Origin of the sequence: Bradyrhizobium sp. C-145 (genome assembly GCF_023375135.1) — a bacterium.
Taxonomy (GTDB): Bacteria; Pseudomonadota; Alphaproteobacteria; order Rhizobiales; family Xanthobacteraceae; genus Bradyrhizobium; species Bradyrhizobium zhanjiangense.
Window position 1 is genome coordinate 1,330,782 of sequence record NZ_CP088150.1, and the last position, 21,518, is coordinate 1,352,299.

Annotated in this window: 18 protein-coding genes and 5 pseudogenes; 17 read left to right on the plus strand and 6 right to left on the minus strand. The window is 59.3% G+C overall.

What is annotated here, in order from left to right:
- Positions 1 to 55 precede the first annotated feature (55 nt).
- The 4 genes and pseudogenes from LRP30_RS06330 (at position 56) to LRP30_RS06345 (ending at position 2,776) form a co-directional block, all read left to right on the plus strand.
- Positions 56 to 414 (plus strand): annotated as a pseudogene (locus tag LRP30_RS06330) (response regulator).
- Between the two features lie 103 nt (positions 415 to 517).
- Complete coding sequence (locus tag LRP30_RS06335) at positions 518 to 1,309, plus strand: alpha/beta hydrolase (protein WP_249759707.1); 792 nt, start codon at positions 518 to 520, stop codon at positions 1,307 to 1,309.
- 29 nt (positions 1,310 to 1,338) lie between these two features.
- Positions 1,339 to 2,399 (plus strand): annotated as a pseudogene (locus LRP30_RS06340) (HAMP domain-containing sensor histidine kinase).
- A gap of 125 nt (positions 2,400 to 2,524) precedes the next feature.
- Positions 2,525 to 2,776: a hypothetical protein gene (locus tag LRP30_RS06345; protein WP_249759708.1), complete on the plus strand. Its 252-nt coding sequence runs from the start codon at positions 2,525 to 2,527 to the stop codon at positions 2,774 to 2,776.
- A gap of 308 nt (positions 2,777 to 3,084) precedes the next feature.
- Here the strand turns inward: LRP30_RS06345 and LRP30_RS06350 are convergent, their stop codons facing one another.
- Together LRP30_RS06350 and LRP30_RS06355 are read right to left on the minus strand one after the other, a co-directional pair.
- Positions 3,085 to 3,312 carry a hypothetical protein gene (locus tag LRP30_RS06350; protein ID WP_091891373.1) on the minus strand — a complete coding sequence of 76 codons (228 nt, stop codon included), beginning with the start codon at positions 3,310 to 3,312 and terminating at the stop codon, positions 3,085 to 3,087.
- Between the two features lie 1,793 nt (positions 3,313 to 5,105).
- Positions 5,106 to 5,604: pseudogene (locus LRP30_RS06355) on the minus strand (IS3 family transposase); the annotation flags it as partial.
- 67 nt (positions 5,605 to 5,671) lie between these two features.
- On the opposite strand from LRP30_RS06355, the gene LRP30_RS06360 reads away from it, so the two are divergent.
- Complete coding sequence (locus LRP30_RS06360; protein WP_249759709.1) at positions 5,672 to 6,724, plus strand: IS110 family transposase; 1,053 nt, start codon at positions 5,672 to 5,674, stop codon at positions 6,722 to 6,724.
- A gap of 246 nt (positions 6,725 to 6,970) precedes the next feature.
- Here the strand turns inward: LRP30_RS06360 and LRP30_RS06365 are convergent.
- A pseudogene (locus LRP30_RS06365) lies at positions 6,971 to 7,228 on the minus strand (transposase); the annotation flags it as partial.
- Positions 7,229 to 7,589: 361 nt separating this feature from the next.
- Between LRP30_RS06365 and LRP30_RS06370 the strand changes: the two are divergent.
- The 12 genes from LRP30_RS06370 (at position 7,590) to LRP30_RS06425 (ending at position 18,684) form a co-directional block, all read left to right on the plus strand.
- Complete coding sequence (locus tag LRP30_RS06370) at positions 7,590 to 8,918, plus strand: MFS transporter (protein ID WP_249759710.1); 1,329 nt, start codon at positions 7,590 to 7,592, stop codon at positions 8,916 to 8,918.
- A 220-nt stretch (positions 8,919 to 9,138) separates the two neighbouring features.
- The gene (gene trbB / locus LRP30_RS06375; protein WP_249761702.1) at positions 9,139 to 10,053 is read left to right on the plus strand and encodes a P-type conjugative transfer ATPase TrbB; all 915 of its coding nucleotides are present in this window, start codon (positions 9,139 to 9,141) and stop codon (positions 10,051 to 10,053) included.
- A 1-nt stretch (position 10,054) separates the two neighbouring features.
- Positions 10,055 to 10,378 (plus strand): TrbC/VirB2 family protein, encoded by a 324-nt coding sequence (locus LRP30_RS06380; protein WP_249759711.1) that lies wholly within the window; start codon positions 10,055 to 10,057, stop codon positions 10,376 to 10,378.
- Positions 10,378 to 10,641: a VirB3 family type IV secretion system protein gene (locus LRP30_RS06385; protein WP_249759712.1), complete on the plus strand. Its 264-nt coding sequence runs from the start codon at positions 10,378 to 10,380 to the stop codon at positions 10,639 to 10,641. Before LRP30_RS06380 ends, LRP30_RS06385 begins: the two co-directional genes overlap by 1 nt.
- A 10-nt stretch (positions 10,642 to 10,651) precedes the next feature.
- Complete coding sequence (gene trbE, locus LRP30_RS06390) at positions 10,652 to 13,093, plus strand: conjugal transfer protein TrbE (RefSeq protein ID WP_249759713.1); 2,442 nt, start codon at positions 10,652 to 10,654, stop codon at positions 13,091 to 13,093.
- Entirely contained in the window at positions 13,090 to 13,818 is a 729-nt protein-coding gene (gene trbJ / locus LRP30_RS06395; protein ID WP_249759714.1) for a P-type conjugative transfer protein TrbJ, read from the plus strand. The genes trbE and trbJ overlap by 4 nt, the downstream gene beginning before the upstream one ends.
- Positions 13,818 to 14,189, plus strand: coding sequence for a putative entry exclusion protein TrbK-alt (gene trbK-alt / locus LRP30_RS06400; RefSeq protein WP_249759715.1), 372 nt, complete (start codon positions 13,818 to 13,820; stop codon positions 14,187 to 14,189). Before trbJ ends, trbK-alt begins: the two co-directional genes overlap by 1 nt.
- Entirely contained in the window at positions 14,186 to 15,415 is a 1,230-nt protein-coding gene (gene trbL / locus LRP30_RS06405; protein ID WP_249759716.1) for a P-type conjugative transfer protein TrbL, read from the plus strand. The genes trbK-alt and trbL overlap by 4 nt, the downstream gene beginning before the upstream one ends.
- Before the next feature lie 99 nt (positions 15,416 to 15,514).
- The gene (gene trbF / locus LRP30_RS06410) at positions 15,515 to 16,198 is read left to right on the plus strand and encodes a conjugal transfer protein TrbF (protein WP_249759717.1); all 684 of its coding nucleotides are present in this window, start codon (positions 15,515 to 15,517) and stop codon (positions 16,196 to 16,198) included.
- Positions 16,195 to 17,229, plus strand: a complete 1,035-nt coding sequence (gene trbG, locus LRP30_RS06415) for a P-type conjugative transfer protein TrbG (RefSeq protein WP_249759718.1) — start codon at positions 16,195 to 16,197, stop codon at positions 17,227 to 17,229. Before trbF ends, trbG begins: the two co-directional genes overlap by 4 nt.
- Positions 17,226 to 18,437: a TrbI/VirB10 family protein gene (locus LRP30_RS06420; protein ID WP_249759719.1), complete on the plus strand. Its 1,212-nt coding sequence runs from the start codon at positions 17,226 to 17,228 to the stop codon at positions 18,435 to 18,437. Before trbG ends, LRP30_RS06420 begins: the two co-directional genes overlap by 4 nt.
- Before the next feature lie 4 nt (positions 18,438 to 18,441).
- Positions 18,442 to 18,684, plus strand: a complete 243-nt coding sequence (locus LRP30_RS06425) for a DUF2274 domain-containing protein (protein WP_128931751.1) — start codon at positions 18,442 to 18,444, stop codon at positions 18,682 to 18,684.
- Between the two features lie 187 nt (positions 18,685 to 18,871).
- Here LRP30_RS06425 and LRP30_RS06430 read toward each other — a convergent pair whose 3' ends face one another.
- From LRP30_RS06430 to LRP30_RS06440, 3 genes and pseudogenes are all read right to left on the minus strand, one after another.
- Positions 18,872 to 19,780, minus strand: a complete 909-nt coding sequence (locus LRP30_RS06430) for a TauD/TfdA family dioxygenase (RefSeq protein WP_249759720.1) — start codon at positions 19,778 to 19,780, stop codon at positions 18,872 to 18,874.
- Positions 19,781 to 20,157: 377 nt separating this feature from the next.
- Positions 20,158 to 20,445, minus strand: coding sequence for a hypothetical protein (locus tag LRP30_RS06435; protein WP_249759721.1), 288 nt, complete (start codon positions 20,443 to 20,445; stop codon positions 20,158 to 20,160).
- 304 nt (positions 20,446 to 20,749) lie between these two features.
- Positions 20,750 to 21,399, minus strand: a pseudogene (locus tag LRP30_RS06440) (FMN-binding negative transcriptional regulator).
- Between the last annotated feature and the right edge of the window lie 119 nt (positions 21,400 to 21,518).

Here is a 21,518-nt window from a genome sequence, read left to right on the forward strand (position 1 = left end):
TCTTTAGGAACAATATCTTGATGGCGCGCTTGCCAGCGTGGAGGATTGCACCGGAATGGCGCGTACGAGCCCCGTCATATTGATCGTCGTGGACGAATTCCTACCGCGGATGGATTCCGTCGAGGTGCTCGAAGACGCCGGCTTTGAAGTCATTCCGGCGGTCAATGCCGACGAAGCCATCGCCATTCTCTCAGCCCGCTCCGACATCCATGTTGTCTTCACCGATATTCAGACGCCGGGTTCGATGGACGGGTTGAAGCTCGCCCGGTTCGTCCGCGACCGTGGGCCACGAATCAAGATCTTCGCGACCTCCGGTCACGTCCACATCGAAGATAACGATTTGAGTTTCTGCCTAAGCCGTACCGTAGCGCCCAAGTCGTCGAGGTTCTGCGGGAACCGGAATTACCTGATTGATCACTCCATCGGGTATCCGGCTCTCAAGTCGGGAATAGCGTAGATATCGCCTGGACCCGTGGGGCAAGCCAGCTAAACGGCGCAAGGGAATACAAGGTGGTTCATGTCGAAAGTGCTTGAACGAAACAACGTGCATATTCAAGGTGCCGGCGCAAAAGCGATGATGTTTGCGCATGGCTTCGGCTGCGACCAGAACATGTGGCGCTTCGTGGCTCCGTCGTTCGAAGCGGACTTCCGGACAGTCCTATTTGACCACGTCGGTGCCGGGGGTTCGGATCTAAGCGCGTACGGCAGAGCCAAATATTCGAGCCTTGAGGGCTACGCGACCGACGTCGTGGAGATCGGCCGCGAGCTGGACTTTTCGGACGCCGTCTTTGTCGGCCATTCCGTGAGCAGCATGATCGGCGTGATGGCGGCCGAAAAGGCGCCGGAAATGTTTGGCAAGCTGGTGCTGATCGGCCCATCGGCCCGCTATATTGACGACGAAGGATACACCGGCGGCTTCAGCGCAAAGCAGATCGACGAACTGCTGGAATTTCTGGAATCCAACCACATGGGCTGGTCCGCGCGGATGGCGCCAATGATCATGGGCAATCCGGACCGCCCCGAGCTGGGCCAGGAGCTGACCAACAGTTTCTGCCGAACCGATCCTGAAATAACCAAAGCATTCGCTCGCGTGACCTTCACTTCGGACAATCGCAGGGATCTTGCCCGTGTAGCCGTGCCAACACTCGTCCTTCAGTGCAGCGAGGACATTATCGCCAGCCAGGAGGTCGGCGACTTTGTTAACCGTACCATCCCGAACAGCCGGATGATCGTTCTGAAGGCGACCGGTCATTGTCCAAACCTCAGCGCACCGGAAGAAGTGGTGTCCGCGATGCGAACGTTTGTGTGACCAGCGTGGTCTCGCTCGACTTCACCGACATGGTCGAGGACGCTCCTTGCGGTTACGTTTCGCTATCGCCGGCTGGAGCGGTCATGCCGCCGACCAGATGATCGGCAAGCGCTTCAGCGACTTTCTGACGGTCGCAGGGCGCATCTACTATGAAACTCACGTCGCGCCGCTATTGCGAATGCAGGGTTCGTTCGAGGAATTCGCCATCGACGTCATCAAGGCGGACGGGCAGTTGCTCCAGATGATCGCCAACGCAACCGAGCGTCGGGACGCTGACGGCAAGCCTGTCTCCATCCGCCTGGCGCTCATCAGAGCGACTGATCGGCGCCGGTACGAACAGGAGCTTCTTCGAGCCCGCGAGGCGGCAAGAACAGGCGAAAGATCTGCCGAAGTCAATTTGCAACGAGAGCACGAAGCCTCGGAGCTCCGAGAGCAGTTCATCGCCGTTCTCGGACATGATCTGCGCAATCCGCTCGCTTCGATCAGTGCCGGGGCACGTATCCTCGAAAGGACAGTGCAGACCGAGAAAGAGCGGCAGGTTATCGCCATGATGCAGACCACCGTCATGCGAATGGCAGGACTGATCGACAACGTGCTTGATCTGGCGCGTAGGCGGCTTGGCGGCGGAATTGGGTTGAACCTCGATCTCAGAAATTCGCTGGAGCCCGTGCTCATGGGCGTCGTGGACGAACTGAGACTGGCTTCGCCGGGTCGGATCATAGAGGCCGAGTTCAAGATCGAGCGGCCCGTGAACTGCGATGGCCAACGGCTTGGGCAGATGCTGTCCAATCTCGTCGGAAACGCCCTCACGCATGGATCTTCAAGTAAGCCGGTCATCGTTCACGCGGAAACAAGGGAGCACGTATTCGAGCTCTGGGTCTCCAATGCCGGCCAGCCGATCCCACAATCCGCGATGGACAAGCTGTTCGAGCCCTTCTTCCGCGGGAACGCACACGCCAGCCGCCAGGGACTCGGACTGGGTCTCTACATCGCTTCCCAGATCGCAAAAGCTCACGGCGGCGAACTGACGGTCAGTTCGACGAGTGAAGAAACCAAGTTCACCTTCACTATGCCCCTTTCGGCAGGCTGACTGCTTCTCTCGGAAGATGTCCGTATCAGGAGGATAGCGATTACTCCTTCTGTTCAAGCGTGCAAATAATTCCCTGCCGCTCGCCCGCAATGTGGGCTCCAGAGCCATTACGGGCGAGGCAGTTGGTGGGTAACTACCTGCATTGTGGAGGACGAGGTTCCTTTTCCGCGAGCTTTCCTGCATGGTCCGGCATGGCAAAAATCAAAGTGAGCTTCAAACCGGTTCGCAAATCTGAGGGCGATTGGACTATCGTCGCCGAGTATCCAGGCGCAGAGCCCCGAGAAATCACGGGCTTCACGAGCAAAGCCGATATTGATGATTGGATGAATGGAGAGCGTAGGATCGCCTGGCTCCGATCACAGGGCTACGCGAAGTGATTTGATGACGCCTTCCTGCAACGGTCATGTCCGCCTGACGCTTCTGGCTCGCGCCGAAGGTCCGGCTACCACCTCTATTGTTCCAGCTTCCCTCAACCAAAGCCGCCATTCTCGCAGGTGGCGGAGGTTCTCTCGCGGCAAGTAGGCTGATGAACGCTTGGGGCCTGTGGAGGACTTTCGCGGCCGGAGGCCTCACGTGTTGCTCTACCAAGAAGAGTTTTCTCAACTCGCTTTCAAGTTGGTAGCAGCTGTTGAAGTGGCCATTGCGTTACAACACGATGCGGCCATGATAAATGGGTGCAAGGATCCTACGCAAAGGGCGGTACCTCGACCAGCGTTCCGATCAATCGCAACAATGCTTGCTGTTCGGGTCCCTTCCCGTCACGCAAGAACTCACCCAATTCGACGTGAGATAGCCGGCCGCCAGAGGGCGCATTGGGCTGGTGGATGATGAACGCGTAGCCGTTTGTCGGCTCGCGTGCGATGAACCATGCGTCGCCGTTTGGGCTCCGATAGAGCTCCCGCCGGTCTGACATTTTTCCTCCTTGCTGCCTCCTGTCCCTGTGGGAGGCCGATGGGCGCTTGCGGGAAGAATACGAGAGATCACTGAAAATGCGAAAGCTGATCTTCCGTAACGACGCGCTCGATCTTCTCGGACTTGCACCTGATACGGTACCTAACTCGTCCATCAGACTCGATGGGCATGTGCTGTACGATCGTATAAACCATCGGCGGTTCAGTTGCGGCGCGTCCTTGCGGGCCTTGAGCTTGGTGGCGAACGTCCTCATTCAGCTTGTAGGCATATGGCATTATTTTTCCTCATCGCTCACGACTCTATCTGACTCGCCTTGTGTCCAGGGCGGAATCTCTAGTCCTCAAGAATGGATTTTGTAGCCTCGAATATCTGTTCCGCTGTGCCCTTGATCGTGCCCTTCGCCCACGCTTGAAACAGGGGACGTAGGCGTTCTTGTAGGCCCCTTCGTCTGCAGAGAAGTAGACTTCGTCCGTGGCAGTATCCAAGACAAGCGCTCCCGTATCGATGCAAATTTCCTCGATTAGTACCAGGCGTTCTTCTTGCTCGGCCAGATGACGTTTTACGATGCTCATTGAATCTCCTGCTTGGTCCCAACGATACCACGTTCCGGATGCACCCACGCCTGGTGAATATGCCGACGTGGTCGGCAGAGCGTTGAACCGTCTTACCGGGGCAGCCTGTAAACATCGCCCGGCTTGAGGTTTAACTCCTCGAAAAGCCTTTGCTGCACTTCCGTCAGGGTTGAATCAGGAGTTCCGCCGTCCAGCCTTCCGGAAGGGCTGCGAGTACCAGCGTCAACGCCTCACTTGGCTTGGCAAACGCAATCCAAGACTGCTTTGTGGGCCCCTCTGCCGACAAATCGTCCGCGGTTACGTCAACGACAGTAAACGAGTTGCCAACTGACTCTGCCATGAACGGCAATTCCCGCCACAAGCTACTGCTGCGAGGTGAAGTCATCCTTCAGATGAGGAATGTCGAACGGGGCCGGCAATCAACCTGTAGATGGGCACCCAGGCGGTGTTCCACGATTCCATGGTAGCGCCGCAAACCGAGCACTCGAAGCTGGCGATCTTCCGACTAGGGGCCATCGCCTCGGTTCGGCTATAGATAGACCGCGCCGCACCGACAAGATCGGTCATGAGAATCGAGCATACCGATTTATGCGCCTGAAAGACAAAACAAGCCACTGCGAAATCAATTCGCGCGATGAGCTTCGAGGCAGCGCTCGTTTCAGCTTTTCAGCCTGTGCCTTAATCGTAACTCAGCGACATAAGGGCCAATTGTCGAAGCGAAGCCACAAACGAGGCTGTTGAATTCTTTGCCAGATTAAATCAAAAACCCCGCTCCCGATGGCTCGGGCGCGGGGCAGGACCACAAGCTCTGCCAGTACATCCGTGGCTGGAGCGACAGGTCTGTCGTGCGGCTAACTAAGCAGCACGAAGGTTTTCGGCAGCGGACTTGCCGGTACGACGGTCTGCCACGACGCCTTAAACCACTTCACTGTACCCGTGTTCATCAGGGTTTCCTTTCGTATACGCGCAGGATCCGGCGCGCGGAGCTGCGGCCAGTGTTCAATTAGTCGATGTTGGAGAATGTCTGAAACGTGCGCGCCGCAGGATCTGAGGCGAAAGCGGAACAGTTGTTCGGCCAGTATCGATGGTTGGGACCATACACCAGCAGTTGAGAGAGTCAAGGATTACGAGAACCGGCCCGTTGCCTAACGCGTGTCGGACGATTGGCCGTTCCGGCTGGACTGACCTGCCACGAACTTTCATCCGGCCGCGGTTAGAGCCTCTCGACGACGGCCGTCAGTTCGCGAGCGACGCGTCGTCCTGAGATCGACGTATCCGGAATGGCGCGTGACGTCGTCGACGATGTTGAGGATGCGGAAGCGCCGACCGTTGGCGAACTGGTCGTGGACGAAATCCAGCGACCAGCGGGCGTTGGGCATCGCCTCGACTAGGATCGGGGCACGGGTCCCCACGGCCTTGCGGCGAGCCCGCCGCTTGCGGACGGTGAGCCCTTCTTCCCGATAAAGCCGGTAGATCCGGTTGATCCCCCATGGCTCACCCTCCCGCCGCAGCAGCACGAACAGCCGGCGGTAGCCGAAACGCCGCCGCTCGTTGGCAAGGTCACGCAGCCGGCCACGGAGAGTCGCGTCCGGAGGACGGCTGGAGCGATAGCGGATCATCTTCCGATCCGCTCCGACAATCGAACAGGCCCGCCGCTCCGACAGGCTCATGACGGCCTGCAGATGCGCGACCGCAGCGCGCTTGGCGGCGGGCCCTACCATTAATGGGATGGTCCGCCCCGTCCTCCTGCCTCATCATAGGAAGGTCGGATCAAAAGAGGAGAGTATCATGGCCCATCGCAATTTGCCGCGACCGGCGGCTGTCTATGGAATCGACATTGGCAAGAACCTGTTCCACGTCGTTGGCCTGAGCTGCGACGGCACACCTGTTCAGAAAGTTCGCTTTCGACGGGACACGCTTCTTCAGTTCTTTGCTCGCGCACAACCAAGCATAGTTGGCATGGAATCCTGCGCCGGTTCACAATGGCTCGCCCGGAAGATACAGGCACTTGGTCACAAGGTGCGCCTGATCCCCGCGCAATTCGTGAAGCCCTACGTGAAGTCAAACAAGAACGATATCATCGACGCCGAGGCGATCGCTGAGGCCGCGACGCGCCCGACAATGCGCTTCGTCGCCGTAAAGGAGGAGGACCAGGTCGATCTTCAAGCGCTGCATCGAATCCGTGACCAGATGGTCGGCTCGAGGACACGCCTGATCAATCAGATGCGGGCTTTCTGCCTCGAGTACGGTGTAACTTTGCGTCAGGGTGCCGGAATATTCAAACTCGAGTTGCCGCGCGCTTTGAATGACGAAGGAAACGATTTGTCACCAGTGATGCGTCGCCTGGTGGGCGATCTCTTCGCCGATCTCCGCCGCCTCGAAGAACGGATCCGCGAAGTGACACAGGAGATCGAAGCGGTCGCCGATCGAGAGGACGTCACACGCCGGCTGATGACAATCCCTGGTATCGGCGCATTGGGTGCGACCGCTGTACTTGCCGCGATCGGTGATGGGCTGCAGTTTCGCAAGGCCCGCGATCTTGCTGCCTGGCTGGGGTTAGTGCCCAGGCAATACTCGACCGGCGGGAAACAGACGTTGCTTGGCGTCAGCAAACGCAGCAACCGTTATGTGAGAAAGCTTCTAGTGCATGGCGCGCGATACTGCTTTCGGCATTTGGACCGGACGCGCGATCGCCTAGGAAGCTGGCTCGACGGACTCCAGGCTCGGATGCATCCGAACAAGGCCGTTGTCGCTCTAGCCGCCAAGATGGCCCGCATTGTCTGGGTGGTCTTGAACAAGCCTGGAGCTCTCTACGAACGCAGAGATCCTGCTTTCACCTGACGCTTCTGGCTTCGATTGCAAGGCTCGGGAACAGTGATGACGAAACAGTGGATCAACATGCCGTAAGCCCTGTGCAAAAAAGCGGGCTTCGTGCCCGAACCATTTATTGGGAACGGCGTGCGCGGATCTCATCATGGCCTGGCTGCAACAGCAGTCCACTCGCGAGAGGCCGGATACATTTATGCAACTGGAAGCGTCATTTTTGCTGTTACGAACCCTTGCACGGACGGGGGCGGACCATACATTTTTTGAAAGAAGCTCGCGAAGGGCGGCGGCGTCGAGCATCTGCTCGGCTAGAAGCTTCTTCAGCTTCGCGTTCTCGTCCTCCAGCGCCCTCAACCGCTTCGCCTCTGAAACGTCCATGCCGCCGAATTTGGCCTTCCAATTGTAGATCGTTGCTTCCGAGACCCCGTGCTTGCGAGCCAGGTCGGCCGTCTTTGCCCCAACCTCATGCTCCTTCAACACTGCGATAATCTGCTCTTCCGTGAACCTTGCTCGCTTCATCTGCCCGTCCTTCTTCGGGCCGGACTCTAACTCCATCTGGAGGAAATACGCAGGGGCAGGTCAACGCTCGTTGAGGTGACCTCGGACGACGGAGCCGTGCCAACGAAGCAGATGTGGCTCGCCTTAGCCAAGCCAAGTCAGGCGCTGACGCTAGTTCTCATGGCTGTTTCCCAAGGCTGAACGGCGGAAGTCGTAGGGTGACCGGAAATCAATCATCAGCCGGTTACGAGTACATGCCCTAGGTTGCTGTCCCGCCAGACTTTTCTTTTGTACGCCGGCCCACGATCGCAGCAATTTAGCCGCGCCCTCAGAAAGCTCGACGAGCTATCGGCTAGAACGAGCTGAGAGCAAGAGGGCCGGCATGCAAATCTCAACAGAATGGTGTCGAATTGCGCGCGTTTTTCTTCCTTTTGCCGCTGGATACTATCTTTCGTATCTGTTTCGAACGATCAACGCTTTGATCGCCAGTCATCTCAGCTCGGATACCGGTCTTGGGACTGCCGACCTCGGGTTGCTTACGTCAGTCTATTTCTTGGTGTTCGCGGCGGTTCAGATCCCCATCGGCATATTGTTGGACCGAATTGGTCCGCGTCGCGTCCAGAGTGCTCTGCTCTTGCTCGCAGCAGTGGGCGCCGGACTGTTCGCCGTATCGACTGGCTTCCTGTCACTCTTGATCGCGCGTGCAATGATCGGGCTTGGTGTAGCGGCGGCGCTCACGGCGGGACTGAAGTCCATCATCCTTTGGTTCCCCAGGGAGCGCGTTGGCTTGCTGAACGGCTACATGGTCATGCTGGGCTCACTAGGAGCGATGACCGCTACTGCTCCCGTCGAACACCTGCTTGCTTGGATGGGCTGGCGGCAGCTTTTTGAGATCCTGGCAGCCGCTACTGGTGCGATAGCCATTCTCATCTACGTCGTAGTACCGGAACGAGGCATTGCCCCATCAACGGCGTCCACCACCCTGAGCTCCGTTTCCAGCGATCGGCGCTTTTGGCGAATGGCCCCATTGTCGGCGACTTGCATTGGATCGTCCTGGTCGCTGCAGGGATTGTGGGCATCGCCGTGGCTAACCGACGTCGAGAGGTTTGATCGCGCAAGTCTCGTCCGACAGCTTTTCATAATGTCGATCGTCTTGAGCTGCGGTGCCTGGCTGTTCGGTATCACGGTCCATTGCATCAAACGAAGGGGAATCGGGGCGGAGACAGTATTGGCGATGGTTGCAGTACTATTTATCGCAGCCGAGTTGGCCTTGATCCTGCGAGCGCCTCTGCCGTCCATCTTGCCCTGGTCCGTTGTCGCAATCGTCGGAACGGCGACTGTAGTCAGCTTCGCGGTGATGGCAGATTATTTTCCGCCGGAGCTTGCCGGCCGTGCCAATGGCGCCCTGAACGTCTTGCACTTTGGTTGGGCATTTCTGGCACAATACGCGACAGGCCTAATCTTGGAGCAATGGCCCACGACCGATGGCCATAGGCCCCTCCCAGCCTATCAAGTCGCGTTCGGTCTCAACGTAGCACTGCAGATCGCGGCATTGGTCTGGTTCGCGCTGCCCTGGCGCCGATCCATCGCTGCGTGGATCAGTTCAATCCTCTTCTTCGAGCCGGCTGATGTTTCCTACGCTGTCGAGTCGATTGGGTTGTATGAGGATTCGGTCATCATCCTCCCCGCGGATGATGATGCGGAGTGGTGAGCAACGACTCGCAGCCAACAGTAGATCCCAAACCTCGGTTCGCAGTCTTTCTTTTTCTACGCCAGATTACGATCAACGGAAACCGCGTGTTGCGCCAAGTCCATCGGTGCCTTTTCTAATCATCCCCATATGAGGACGCTCGTTGGACGTCCTCATTCGGTGGGAGCGAACGGTGGCAATCCATTCCATTCAATCGGAAGCGAGTTCGCGCGGTGCGCGGATGCTGCGCAGCGCGCTCGGCTCTGCGATTGCAGGCTACCTCGAAGACGAAGCGATCATCGAGGTGATGCTCAACCCAGATGGGCGGCTGTGGATCGACCGATTGTCGAATGGACTGGTCGACACAGGCGAAACGCTGTCCGCAGCCGATGGCGAGCGCATTGTTCGCCTGGTGGCGCATCATGTAGGCGCCGAAGTGCATGCCGGCGCGCCACGGGTCTCGGCCGAACTCCCTGGTACTAGCGAACGCTTCGAAGGCCTCCTGCCTCCGGTCGTCGCGGCTCCGGCCTTTGCTATCCGCAAACCCGCTGTCGCCGTGTTTACGCTCGACGACTACGTCGCCAAGGAGATCATGACCTCGGAGCAGGCCAAGGTTCTGAAGGGCGCGGTCGCCGCACGGAAGAACATCCTCGTCGCCGGTGGGACATCGACCGGCAAGACTACATTGACGAATGCGCTCCTGGCCGAGGTGGCAAAGACCTCCGATCGGATCGTGCTGATCGAAGATACCCGCGAACTCCAGTGCAAAGCGCCTAATCTTGTAGCGCTGCGGACGAAGGATGGCGTGGCCACACTTTCCGACCTCGTTCGATCCTCCCTGCGTCTACGACCTGATCGCATCCCGATTGGCGAAGTCCGAGGTGCCGAGGCACTCGATCTACTCAAGGCTTGGGGTACGGGCCATCCCGGCGGCATCGGCACTATTCATGCGGGCACCGCGCTCGGCGCGCTGCGGCGGCTTGAGCAACTCATCCAGGAAGCCGTCATCACGGTTCCGCGTGCCATGATCGCCGACACCATCAACCTCGTCGCCGTACTTGCAGGCCGCGGCGCCGACCGTCGCCTCGCTGAGCTCGCCATCGTCTCGGGGCTTAGCGCCAGCGGCGACTACAGCCTTTCATCAGCAGGAGACTGACATGCGTCAGCAAATTCGCTTTCTTCGAGGTGCATCGTTGGCCGCTTTCGGCATAGTGCTTTTGGCAGCGGCGCCGGCATGGGCGGCTGGCTCGAACATGCCCTGGGAGCAGCCACTCAATCAGATCTTGCAGTCGGTGGAGGGCCCGGTTGCCAAGATCATTGCCGTCATCATTATCGTTGTCACCGGACTCACGCTCGCGTTCGGGGATTCGTCAGGCGGCTTCCGCAGGTTGATCCAGATCGTGTTCGGGCTGTCGATCGCATTCGCCGCCTCGAGCTTCTTCCTGTCGTTCTTCTCCTTTGGCGGCGGCGTGGTGATCTGATGGATGAACCGGTCACAGGCTTTGTCGTGCCCGTTCACCGCGCACTCACCGAACCCATCCTGATGGGCGGCGCGCCGCGGTCGGTCGCGATCGTCAACGGCACGCTTGCGGCAGCCCTGGGGCTCGGACTTCGGCTCTGGATCGCGGGTCTTGTCCTCTGGTTCATCGGCCACACGGCCGCCGTCTGGGCCGCCAAGCGCGATCCCGCCTTCGTCGATGTGGTGCGCCGACATCTGCGCATTCCCAGTCATCTCAACCTCTGAGCTCTCGATCATGATGAATCTCGCTGAATATCGCCATTCCAGCGCGCGTCTCGCAGACTTCCTGCCTTGGGCAGCCCTCGTCGATGAGGGGATCATCTTGAACAAGGACGGTTCGTTCCAACGGACGGCAAAATTCCGGGGCCCGGACCTCGATAGCGCAGTGCCGGCTGAACTCGTCGCCGTCGCGGGTCGCTTGAACAACGCCTTGCGTCGCCTGGGATCAGGCTGGGCCGTATTCGTCGAGGCGCAGCGCCATTTCGCGGGTGCTTATCCGCTGAACACCTTTCCGGATGTCGCATCCGCACTGGTCGATGCCGAGCGAAGAGCTCAGTTCGAAGAGGCGGAGGCCCACTATGAGTCCAGTTATTTCCTAACGTTCCTCTATCTGCCGCCAGAGGAGGGGGCCGCCAGGGCAGAGCGCTTGCTCTATGAGGGCCGCGGTCGCACCGTCGGCACCGACGCGCGCGAGGTGCTCCGCGGATTTGTCGATCAAACCAACCGCGTGCTGCAGCTTGTTGAAGGGTTCATGCCGGAATGCGCCTGGCTCGATGATCAGGCCACGCTGACTTACCTGCACTCGACGATCTCGACCAAGCGTCATCGCGTTCGCGTGCCCGAAATTCCGATGTACATCGATGCCCTCTTGGCCGACCAGCCGCTGACCGGCGGGCTCGAGCCGATGTTGGGCTTAGCCAATCTTCGGGTCTTGACGATTGTCGGCTTTCCGGGCGCCACGACCCCGGGAATCCTAGACGACCTGAATCGCCTGCCATTCTCTTATCGTTGGTCGACCCGGGCGATCATGCTCGACAAGACCGACGCCACCAAGCTGCTGACCAAGATTCGGCGGCAGTGGTTCGCCAAGCGAAAGTCCATCGGCGCCATTCTCAAGGAGGTCATGACGAACGAGGCGTCGACGCTGCTCGATACCGATGCCCACAACAAGGCGATTGATGCCGACGCCGCGCTGCAGGAACTGGGTTCGGATCAGATCGGACAAGCCTTTGTCACGGCCACCATCACGGTGTGGGACAGCGATCCCAGTGCAGCCGACGAAAAGCTGAGGCTGGTCGAGAAGGTCATCCAGGGCCGCGACTTCACCTGCATGATCGAGACGATGAACGCCGTCGAAGCCTGGCTCGGCAGTCTGCCGGGACATGTCTATGCCAACGTGCGGCAACCACCGGTTTCGACCCTCAACCTCGCCCACATGATTCCGATGTCGGCCGTGTGGGCCGGCGAGGCGAGGGATCTGCATTTCAAAGGGCCGCCACTCCTGTTTGGCAAGATTGAGGGATCGACGCCCTTCCGGTTTTCGCTGCACGTCGGCGACGTCGGCCATACCCTCGTGGTGGGACCGACCGGTGCAGGCAAGTCAGTCCTGCTTGCGCTGATGGCGCTACAGTTCAGGCGTTATCCGCACTCCCAGGTCTTTGCGTTCGACTTCGGTGGTTCGATCCGGGCGGCCGCGCTCGCCATGGGTGGCGACTGGCATGATCTCGGCGGTGCATTATCTGACGGGGACGAAAACCCCGTCGCCCTGCAACCGTTGGCCTGGATCGATCATCTCGCCGAGCGAGGGTGGGCGACGGAATGGATCGGCGCGATCCTCGCACGGGAAAAGATCGAGATCACTCCGGAGGTCAAGGATCACCTGTGGTCGGCGCTGACGTCACTCGCTTCCGCGCCGAGGGAGGAGCGCACCCTGACGGGCCTGTCTGTCCTGCTCCAATCGAATTCTTTGAAACGCGCCCTGCAACCATACTGCCTCGGTGGACCTTCCGGGCGCCTGCTCGATGCTGAATTCGAACGTCTCGGCGAGGCGTCGGTCCAGGCGTTTGAGACCGAAGGTTTGATCGGAACGAGTGCGGCGCCGGCCGTGCTGGCGTACCTCTTCCATCGAATTGGTGATCGTCTCGACGGCCGGCCGACACTCCTGATTATCGATGAAGGGTGGCTTGCCCTCGAAGACGAAGATTTTGCGGGGCAACTCCGGGAATGGCTGAAGACGCTCCGGAAGAAGAACGCCTCCGTCATCTTCGCCACCCAGTCGCTTTCGGACATCGATGGATCGGCGATCGCGCCAGCCATCATCGAAAGCTGCCCAACGCGATTGTTGCTGCCGAACGAACGGGCGATCGAGCCGCAGATCGCAGCCATCTACCGCCGCTTCGGCCTCAATGACCGTCAGATCGAACTTCTGAGCCGGGCAACGCCAAAGCGCGATTACTATTGCCAGTCTCGTCGCGGCAACCGGATGTTCGAACTTGGCCTTGGTGAGGTCGCGCTCGCATTCACCGCAGCCTCTTCCAAGACAGACCAGGCTGTCATCGCGCAACTCATCGCCGAGCATGGACCCGACGGCTTTGTGCCGGCCTGGCTCCAGCACCGTGGCGTCGCCTGGGCCCTCGATCTGATCCCCAATCTCGTCAATCTGGAGAAATCATTATGAGGCGTCTCGGTTTATTGGCGGCTGCTAGCAGCATCGCGCTCCTGCTTGGCGCCACCGTACCTGCGCGGGCTCTGATTGTCTTCGATCCCAATAATTACGTTCAGAATGTCCTGACCGCGGCGCGGGAGCTCCAGCAGATCAACAATCAGATCACCTCGTTGCAGAACGAGGCGCAGATGCTCATCAATCAGGCGAAGAATCTGGCAAACCTTCCGTATTCATCGCTGCAGCAACTGCAATCATCGATCCAGCGGACCCAGCAATTGCTGGCCCAGGCCCAGCGGATCGCCTACGACGTCCAGCAGATCGATCGCGCGTTCTCGACGAGCTACGCCCCGGCCGCTGGCAACCAATCCAGCCAGTTGCTGGTCACCAACGCTCAATCGCGGTGGCAAAATACTTACGCGGCAACACAAGATGCGCTTCGCGTCCAGGCCGGCATCGTTGGCAATCTCGACACCAATCGTGTCCAGACGTCCGCACTCGTAACGTCCAGCCAAGGCGCGAGCGGCACTCTACAGGCAACGCAGGCTGGCAATCAGCTTCTTGCGCTGAATGCGCAGCAGCTTGCCGACCTTACCGCTGTCGTGACGGCGCAAGGTAGGGCGCATAGTCTTGATGCGGCTCAGCGCGCCTCGGCTCAGGATCAGGGACGAGAACAGCTTCGGCGCTTCCTGACACCGGGGCAGGGCTATCAATCCTCCAATGTGCAGATGTTCCACTAATGACTGACATAAGGGTATTCAAGGCGTTGTCGCTGCTTACGACAATCGGCGTGTTGGTCGTTACTGCTTGCACGAATCAGCTTCGCGGTGGCGACGAGCCGCCCGCGCTGCCGAAGACGGAGCAGACGACAGATGCAACCAGCTCTGACCTCGCACGCTGCCGCAGCGTCACTGCGGAGGAAGCAGCGGGTTATCAGCATTGCAAACAAGTTTGGGCCGAAAACCGCCGTCGCTTCTTTGGCAAGAAAGACGGTGCCGCAGCTCCTGGCCACGACAATTCCGCCGCCGGCATCGCGCTAGTTCCAAAGGATCAAAGCCGGATCCCGCAGGGATATCCGAACCTGGTGGCGCCCGAGGCGAGCGAGCCATGACGGGTACGGGGATCATCGACCAATTCCTGGAAACATTCACGGGTTATATCGACAATGGCTTCGGGCTGCTCGGTAGTGAAGTCGGGTATCTCGCAGCGACCCTTGCCGCGATCGACATCACGCTTGCTGCGTTGTTCTGGAGTTGGGGGCCGGAGGAAGACATCATCGCGCGTCTCGTGAAGAAGACGCTCTTTGTAGGTGTCTTTGCCTATCTCATCGGCAACTGGAACAGCCTGGCGCGCATCGTCTTCGAAAGCTTTGCCGGCGTTGGGTTGAAAGCATCAGGCGCAAGCTTGTCCGCATCCGATTTCCTGAAACCCGGAAAGATCGCTCAAGTCGGACTCGACGCCGGCCGGCCGCTGCTCGATTCGATCTCCAATCTGATGGGCTACATCAGCTTCTTCGAGAATTTCGTCCAGATCGTCGTTCTCCTGTTCGCCTGGGTCGTGGTGTTGCTCGCTTTTTTCATTCTGGCGATCCAGCTCTTCGTCACTCTGATCGAGTTCAAGCTTACGACGCTGGCCGGCTTCGTGCTCATTCCCTTTGGCCTGTTCGGCAAGACCGCATTCGCGGCAGAGAGGGTCTTGGGCAACGTCATATCTTCAGGGATCAAGGTTCTGGTGTTGGCCGTTATCATTGGCATTGGATCGACCTTGTTCTCGCAGTTCACCGCTGGCTTCGGCGGCGCTCAGCCGACCATCGAAGACGCGATGACGCTGGTCCTTGCTGCGCTCTCCCTGCTGGGCCTCGGTATCTTTGGTCCCGGAATCGCAAACGGGCTTGTCTCTGGCGGACCCCAGCTCGGCGCCGGTGCCGCGCTCGGGGCAGGCCTTGCTGCCGGCGGCATTGTTGCGGCGGGCGCGGGCCTCGCCGCTGGCGGTGCCGGTCTCGCTGGTGGTGCGATTGCAGGTGCCGCGCGCGGTGGCGGCGCTGTCATGAGCGGAGCGGCCGCCGCTTATCGGAGTGGTGGCCTTGCTGGCGTTGCGGAGGCGGGCAGCTCGACTGCCATGAGCCCGTTACGTCGCGCAGCGGCTGCCCTCGGCGGAGGCGGGGAAGCCGGCGCGCAGGCCGCGAGCACCCCGACCGAAGAGCAGCCCGATTGGGCGCGCCGCATGAAGCGCGCCCAGACCATTCGGCATGGTGCTTCAGTAGCCGGCCAAGCGGTTCGCTCGGGCGATCACGGTGGCAGCGGCTCCTCCGTCGATTTGTCCGAAGGAGAGCGCTGACCCGCACCACTGCACTTGCGCCACGGCAACGCAGCAGCGCCTCAAACTCGTAGACCGCACGACTCGAAGCCGATCACTTGATCTCAGGGGCAACTATCGATGTTCAAACGACCTTCCCTACACTACGGGCGCATGCCCGAGCCGATCACACCTTATCAAAAGGCAGCGCAGGTTTGGGACGAACGCATTGGATCGGCGCGCGTGCAAGCCAGGAACTGGCGCCTGATGGCGTTCGGCTGCTTGATGCTGTCCGCCGGTCTCGCCGGAGGTCTTGTCTGGCATTCGAGCCAGGGATCGATCACGCCATGGGTGGTCGAAGTCGATCAGCTCGGTCGGGCCCAAAGGGTTGCGCCAGCCAACATCGACTATCAACCCACTGATGCGCAGATCGCTTACCACTTGGCGCGCTTTATCGAGGATGTCAGAGGCCTACCAGCCGACAGCATCGTTCTGCGCCAAAACTGGCTCCGGGCCTACGATTTTACGACCGATCGCGGAGCGGCGGCGCTCAACGATTATGCGCGCAACAACGACCCCTTTGCCAAGCTGGGTAAGGCGCAAATCTCCGTCGAGGTCTCCAGCGTCATTCGCGCGTCTTCAGAGAGCTTTCGGGTCGCATGGACCGAACGCAATTACGATAACGGCTCAATGAGCTCGACCGAGCGCTGGACCGCGATTCTCACCATCGTGATCGAGACCCCGCGCGACGCTGAGCGCCTGCGCAAGAATCCCCTTGGCGTCTACGTCCGCGCCATCAACTGGTCGAAGGAGTTGAGTCAGTGACCAAGACGCCGTCTGACGTTCATTCGAAGCGTTCCATCCCGCTCAGCAGGTTCAGTTCGACTTTGTTCGAGATCCTGGCCGGGAAGCGAACATTTCTGTCCGCGCTATTACTTGGCTCGTCGGCCCTCGGTGGGTGCGCGACCTACATACCGCCGGAGATCAGCTATGACGCGGAAGTTCCGCCACTGCCGGCGCCTCCATCGCCTCTGGAGGACAGATCTCGGCCGCTTCACGTTCCGCCACTCTGGAAGCCGGCTCTCGGCGGCGAGTCGGCCGGGAAGGAAGAGCCCGAGCCCGTGAACCGGATTGAGACCGCCAACAGCGCCGCCCGTGTCGAGCCGCGCAAGCGGGGATATTTCAACGCAGCGCAGATCTACGCTTACAGTCCCGGGGCGCTCTATCAGATTTACGCCGCACCGGGACAAATCACGGATATCGCGCTCGAGGAAGGAGAGCAGTTGACGGGATCAGGGCCCATTGCGGCTGGAGACACCGTCCGCTGGGTCGTGGGGGATACCGAGAGCGGGAGCGGCGACACGCGGCGCGTCCATATCCTGGTCAAGCCAACTCGGGCATCGATCGAGACCAATCTGGTCGTCAATACCGACCGGCGTACCTATCTGATCGAGCTCCGCTCCCGCGAGCGGCCTTACATGCCATCCGTTGCCTGGTACTATCCCGAAACGACACGCGAACGGTCGCGTTCAGCCGTCCTGAAACCCGTTCTTCCAGATCCGGCGCAGCGAATCGCCCGCTACGCCATCGAGGGGGACAGTCCTCCCTGGCGGCCGCTCGCCGCATATGACGATGGCCGCAAGGTCTATGTCGAATTCCCGCAAGGCATCGTGCAAGGTGAGATGCCACCGCTCTTTGTCATCGGCCCCGACGGCAAGACCGAACTCGTCAACTATCGTGCCTACGGTAACGTGTTGATCGTTGATCGGCTGTTCGCAGCCGCCGAACTGCGGCTCGGTGGTGAGCACCAGCAGAAGGTCAGGATTGTCAGGACCGACGGGAGGCCGTCGTCATGAACACTCAGAATGGAAACGATCAGGATCAAGCAGCTCCGCCGGAGACACAAGAGGAACAGTCCAAAAGCTTCCGCCTGAGAGCAGAGCATCAGCGCGTGACACGGTTGTCCCGAAAAGTCCTAGCGGCAGGGAGCGCGGCTGCCTTGCTTGTGGTCGGTGGAGCGGTCCTATGGTCGCTGCAGAACAATCGTCCCCGAAGCCAGCCGGCCGATGAGCTCTACAGCACTGACCATCGCAATGTCGCCGATGGCGTTACGGCTCTGCCAAAGGACTACGCTGGCGTTCCGCACCAACCAATCCCGCAGCTTGGCCCGCCGCTCCCTGGTGACCTCGGCCGACCAATCCTTGCTGCCCAAGGACAGTCGCCGATCATCGCCGGTAATCTGGAACAGCAGCGCCAGGATCAAGAGACCGAGGCCGCTCGCATCAGCCGTTTGTTCGCTGCGACCAATGGGCGAGAAGTGCGACCGGCCGACGCTGCGGCTGCTGGGAGCGACCGCGTCGTGCCACCGAACGCAACGAGCACTGGCGAAGACGGATCTGCGCAGAACGCTCAGGACCGAAAGCTTGCTTTCGTGAGCGCCTCGGTAGACCGTCGCACGGTCAGCACTGACCGTGTCACCAGGCCGGCTTCACCATACATCGTGCAGGCTGGGACGGTTATTCCGGGAGCCTTGATCACGGGCATCAGGTCGGACCTGCCAGGCCAAATTACGGCCCAAGTGACCGAGAGCGTATATGACACCCCGACCGGCCGCTTTCTGCTTGTCCCTCAGGGGGCGCGTCTGATCGGCATCTACGATAGCCAGGTCACTTTCGGCCAGTCTCGCGTCCTGCTCGTCTGGACACGGCTGATCATGCCGAATGGACGTTCTATCGTTCTCGAGCGGCAGCCTGGCGCTGACACGGCCGGGTATGCAGGTCTCGAAGATCAGGTCGACAATCACTGGGGCGAGTTGTTCAAGGCTGCGGCACTATCAACGTTTCTGGCGATCGGGAGCGAACTGGGTGCCGGCTCGGACACCAACAGCAACAACAGCGCAATCATCCAGGCATTGCGCCACGGCGCCTCGGACTCACTAAACCAGACCGGGCAGCAGGTCGTTCGCCGCAGTCTCAGCATCCAGCCTACTCTGACCGTGCGACCTGGCTTCCCGGTTCGTGTTCTTGTCAATCATGACCTCATACTTACGCCGTATAGAGGGTGACAACATGCCAAAACTCAAAATAGGAGAGCTTCCAGACGACAAGCCCGTCAAAGTGAGTACGGAGCTACCTGCGGCCGTGCATCGTGATCTCATTGCATATGCAGAAGCGCTTACGCGTCAGGGTGGTCAAGTGGTCGATCCGACTAAACTCATCGCCCCCATGTTGGCGCGCTTTATGGCCACGGATCGAGGATTTTCTAAACTGAAACGTGAAGGCCACGTACCGGCCGCTGGCGAAGGACAGTGATGCTCAAGGTTTCCTCGAAGCTGTTGGTCGACGCTAAATAGTTGCTTGCATCAACCAAGGCGCTGCCGAGTTGGCGCTAAGAGCTGAGATATCGTGTCGGAAAGTGTGTTCCCGCGTCTGCCTGCAACAACTCCGATTACCAGGTTTTCTCGTTTTCAGACGCGAGAGCGCTGGGCGTCGAGTGCAGTTATTCGGTCACCTTCAGGCGCGTTACACTGCTCCGGCCATCGACGCTGACAGGCACGTCACCCTCGATCGTGGCCCGACGTACGACGCGATGCTGGTCCCCGTAATCGTTGACCGCGTAATGCTGCGTTGCGCGATTATCCCATATCGCAATATCGCCCTCTAACCAGTTCCAGCGCACAGTGTTTTCGGGCGCGGTGATGTGAGACTGGAGCAGATCGAACAGCTTTTGTCCGTCGTATTTGGGGACCCCAACAAAGTGCTTCACCAAGGCGCCGAGCACTAGCGTCCGCTCGCCTGTTTCGGGATGGACGCGTACGACGGGATGCTCGGTCTCAAAAACCGTTCTAGTGAACACCTCGTCAAAATGTTTCTTGTCGACCTCGCGGACCCGCGCGATCCCGACGTAATCGAAGACGTTGCTGTGAACGGCCCATAGGCCCTCGGCAAGCCGCTGTAGCGGCGGCGGCAAACCAAGATAAGCGGCAGCTGTGTTCGACCACACGGTGTCGCCTCCGAACGTTGGCATTACAACGGCCCGCAGGACCAAAATCTTGGGATAGGCGTCGGCGAAGGTCCCATCCGCATGCCAAACGTCGGCGCGACCGCCGCCGCGAGTGGAGTCCAGTTCGAGGAGCGACGCCATCCCCTTGGTAGCACCGAGCATCGGATGTGGCACTAGCTTTCCGAAACGGGCGGCAAAGCGCTCATGCTCGGCGTCATTGAGATGCCCTTGATTGCGGAAGAAGATCACCTTGTGCTCGAGCAATAACCTGTTGATCGCGGCGATCGTGTGATCCGGTAGATCGCCTGATAGCTTGATATTTTTGACTTCGGCACCGATGCGCGCTGCACGTTTCACAACATCGGTTCTCGGAATGACGCCTCCGATCAAAGCGTTTGTGCTCATCTTGCTTTTCCAAGCCCTTGCAGTTCTTCCTCGCCCCTTGGGACAAATGATCTTCAGCAAGCGTCGTGCCAAGCGAAACACAAGCATGTACTCGACAATGGGCAGTGAAAGGATCGTGGCATTTGGCGCGAGTCCTCGAACCGAGCCAGTGGTTGGGCGCCGAGTAACGAAAGGAATCGCTCACCGAGCTCACCCCTTCGAATGTCGAATCGCGAAGCGCACATCAGGAGCGAGCAAACGGCAGATCTTCCGTCATGCTTTTGTAATCACTACCTGCGTTGAAGAAAGCAATGCTTCGGTAGAATTTGCAATAGTTTATGGTGGTCATGAATCATGTAGTCCGGCCCTGCCGCGCGGAAGCGCGCCTCGGAAACAATTCATCCCACGATTGATACGTTGACGAGACCGAGATCGCGGGCAAGTTCTGTCTCAACTGGCATATCGCTCACTGTGACGATAACGGTTCTTTCTGGGGACAAATCATTGGCCTGCATATACAAGCGCAGCCGCTCTTGCTTGCTCATGCGCCTAAACTGAGTTGCGCGGCTCGCAAATGTCAAAATGTCGCTGACGTGAGTCTCGATTCCAAGTTTTTGCACTTGTGCGCGAATTGGTTCAACAATGTAATTGCTTCCGGGGCGAGAGGGAGTTTGGAGAGCGAGCATTGCTGCCTCTGTGGCTCTGTTTCTGGATAGGTTGTTTTAAGCAATGGCATCCCAGGCGGCGCGGGGAGCCGCAAAGTCGAATCGGCTTTCGAGAGTCTGAACGCTTATTATGCGCGTTGTACTGGACCTGACACGAGATTGTGCCTCTGTCAGAATACCGACAGGTGTCTGCACAGTGCTGCAAGCCCGAGCTGACGTTTCCGTTCGTGAATTCCGCGAGGTAATTGATGGCCCGACCGCTGGAGTCTGTGAGAGCTGTAGATGTAAGATGGCTGCGGCGCTGCTGGTCATGCACATTATCGTCTCAGTCCTGAACCAAGATAAGAGCTGCAACTTCCTGTTCCCGTGCCATCTTGCTCGCCGCTAGGCCGGTGGCGATACCAATGCGATCAGGCGCGGGGCGGTTTTGGCTCATCTTGCGTTTGCCTTCGACGATGGTGATCGGGATGCGAACGCCGACGATTTCACGCAACAGGGCGGCGATGAAATCCGCGGGAGCATCGCTGACGGCCCAGGGAGTCGCACGTGATGTCTCATGGATATTCGTCAGACGCGTCACAACCTCAAGCAGGCGAGTGGGATCCTCGAAGAACTCAATCGGCCCACGGGCGTGGACCGCGATGTAATTCCATGTCGGCACCACATGTTCAGCTTGTCGCTTGCTGGGATACCAGGATGGCGTCACATAAGCCTCTGCGCCAGTAAAGATCGCCAGAGCTTCTCCGATCGGAGCCGTGCGCCATGCGGATTGCCCTTCGCTAGGTGCCCGTATAGCGCGCCGTGTTCGCCTTCGCTCTCATCGAGGAAGAGCGGAAGAGGCGTCGCAAGTGGCCCATCTGATGTCGCTGTGACTAGGTTGTCCAATCGGGCGCACCGGATTGTCGCTTGAATGTTCTCGATGTCGTCATCTCGAACATGAAGGCTCTCCGTTGGCGGTCCTAGAGATAAACGCAAGTCAATATGCGAGAAAACTTTCAGTCGCTCCCGTAGAGCTTCTCCGCTTCCTCTTTTGACGTGACGGCTTCGGAGTTATTTGGGACGCGGGCGATTCCACTCGGCCGCTTCAGTCTATC